Raw genomic sequence first — 3,117 nt, forward strand, 5'->3', positions numbered from 1 at the left:
GTCCAGGGAAACACTCAATTTGAGGCAAAATGCTGTATTGAGTTATCACTTTAATTGCTGGACGTTGCTCGTTAGCTTTGAGACGATGTTTCAAAATTAAAATCGTGCTGTCGATACCTTGGTGAATATTAAACGGTACTTTATAATCTTTATCGGCACGCGAGAAAGTTCGTAAACTGGTGCTGATGTTTTTCAGGCGATCGCACGCCATTGACATGGCATCAATCATCTTAGGCAAGTCTTCTAAGCTATAATCCAAGTCAATTTCTTCGGCATGGTCTTTGATTTCATCACTTGCATTGGGTAAGCTTAATTGATAGAGTTTTAAGTGTTCAACTACATCAGTAAGGGTAGGTTTAGCTTGTTTGAGACTGGCAGCAATAAAACCGAGAGGATTATTCATTTCGTGAGCGACACCAGCAACTAAATTGCCTAGTGCTGACATTTTTTCACTTTGGACTATTTGTAATTGGGCATTTTGTAGATCAGTAAGTGCTTGTTGCAAATCAAGCGATTTTTGCTGCAAGGCAAGTTCTGATTTTTTGCGATCGCTAATATCTCGCATCACAACTACTGCACCAAGTTTGTTACCCGAAGCATCGAAGATCGCTTGTCCACTAGCTAACAAAATTCTCCTAGAACCATGCTTCGGCGCAATTACCATTTCGGCATTTTCGACGATTTCTCCTTGCAAGGCACGAAACAGAGGAATTTCTGTTGTTGATAGGAGTGTTTGACCATCAGGTTGATAGAGATCGAAGTGTTCCGCCCATTGTTCTGGTGGTAATGATTCTACTGGTAGACCATGAAATTCACGAGTTGCTTTGTTAAATAGAGTCAATTTGCCACTAGCATCACAAACAACAATCCCATCGGTAATATTGTGAATAATGGCATTCAAGAATTCTCGTTCTTTGGCTAGAGATGCTTCGGCTTGTTTGCGTAAGCGAAGCTCGTCGTAGACATCGCTAATATCAATCACTACCCCATCCCAGATGATTGCCCCATCGGCTTGTCGCTCTGGTCGAGCCGCAGATCGAATCCATTTTACGGTTCCTGAAGGCAGGATAATCCGCCATTCTTCCTCAAAGGGTGTGAGATTTTGGGCAGAGTAAGCGATCGCTTGGGCAATAGCTGGGCGATCGTCAGGATGATTCATAGCGTAAAGGCTATGCGTCCCTGCCATCACCAACTCTGGCTCTAACTCATATAAGTCGAGACAGCCAGAACTAACGTAGGGTGTTGAAGTTGAACCATCCACCTCCAGACGGAATTGGTACACCATCCCAGGAATATTATTCGTCAGATTTTGGAAGCGGATTTCACTAGCCTGCAATTTTGCTAGAGATTGTGTTAACTGTTGAGCATAGTTCTGCGAATTTCGATAAAGTTGAGCATTTTCTAAAGAAATTGCCGCTTGAGCGCAAACTGAGTTTAGCAGTTCGATGCGATCGCTTGTAAAGGCTCCGGTTGCCAAATTATTTTCTAGGTACAATACGCCCAGCAATTTACCCTGACGCAAAACTGGGCTGCACAAGATACTTTTGGGTTGCTGTTGCTGAATATACGGATCATTGAGTAGTTGCGAATGTACCGTTGCATCAGTAATTACTACTGGTTGTAAGTTGCGTTTGACATTATTAATTAAGCCAACTGGCACATCAACTGAGTCTTCAACAGGCTGTGGGTTGAGCAACATCGAGTAAAAATCGACGGCAGCCTGATTCTGTACACCGCTCAGGGAAAGCTGTGCTAACGCCTGAACTAGCAACCGATCTGACTCCAAAAGCATGAATACACATTTATCGGCTCCAGCATTTTCAATGACAATATGCAGCAAAGCTGAAAGCAGTTTTTCGAGTTCGATTTCCCCAGAAAGAGTTTGGGAAGCTTTGAGAATGGTAGCTAAATCTAAAGCAACAGAGACGCTGCTACTATTGGAGGTGGAGGTGACACTCCCTAATGAGAAGATTGTTTCATTAGTTGAGAAGGGGAAACGGGTTTGCTGGAGGATGGGGGTGAGCAGTTGGGGATAGCGTTTTTCCAAGTCGGCAACCTTGGCTTTTGCACCCCAGCGAGCATAGCCGTAGTAGGCTTCGGTCATGTATGACTGAGCGATCCGTTGTTTACCCCAGTCAAGGTAAAATTTAGCTGCCAGTTCATTGGCCAGCGCTTCTTCTTGGATGTAATGGTTTTCTTTGGCTTCGGTGATGGCGCGATCAAACAAATCTATTGCCTCGGCTTTGTTGCCTTGCACTCGCTCTCGTTCCGCTTCAACTAGATGAAACTTGTGCAAGAAATTCATCGGGGCATGAGTTGCCCAGTACTTAAGTTTTTCTTGGTTGGCAGCGATGCATTCCTTTGCTTGCTGCTGTTCTGGGGTTGAAAGTCGCTCAAACCATGCTAGTTGAGCTAAAGACTCATAGAAATGAAAGATCGGTACATATACGAAAGCAAGGACAGCATCCAAATACTGTTTTCCCTGCCTGGCTTGTTCTACGGCTTGTTCAAACTCTGAAAACAGATAGGACACAACCAGTTTATTGATTCCCAACAATGCTAATCCGGTGCGATCGCCTGCTGCTTCATGTAATGGAAGTTGATGCTGTTCATTGTAGGCTGCACCGTTCAACACCAACACGTTATCTGCATCGCCCATTAAATTGAGCAAAATTTGTCGAATCAACTGGGAATAAGTCAGAGTTAAATTTTGCTTGAAATGCTTGAGTGCTTCACAATATCCAGCAACTTCCGACTCTAGTTGCGTTAAATTCTGTCCGGCAAAATAGGAGTAAAAACCGTAGTTATAGGCAGAGAAGCCCGCGAAAGTCAAATCGCCCACATCTAAACAACTACAATAGGTCATCTGCAAGGGATTTAATATCTCACCCAGGTGCATTTTCCAATGTCTTGTGTACAAATACACTAGTAATAAAGTTTTCCCTTTCAATTCAGAATTTTGATAACGTGAAAGTAGGTCGAGGGCTAACTGACCGAATTCATAACCTAATTCGACGTTTCCGACCACACCACACATCAATATCCCATAAGAGGCATAGCTAAAAGTCGAGGTTGACTCATTGCCATACACGACAGACAGATAAACCTTTTTTAAAA

General features: G+C 43.4%; 1 protein-coding gene. It reads right to left on the reverse strand.

Translation table 11 applies throughout. The features are described 5' to 3' along the window. A partial coding sequence (locus IQ229_RS20765) for a GAF domain-containing protein (protein WP_194046963.1) occupies positions 1–3,117 on the reverse strand: 3,117 nt, incomplete at both ends.

Source organism: Nostoc cf. edaphicum LEGE 07299 (genome assembly GCF_015207245.1).
In the GTDB taxonomy this organism is placed as follows: Bacteria; Cyanobacteriota; Cyanobacteriia; order Cyanobacteriales; family Nostocaceae; genus Nostoc; species Nostoc edaphicum_B.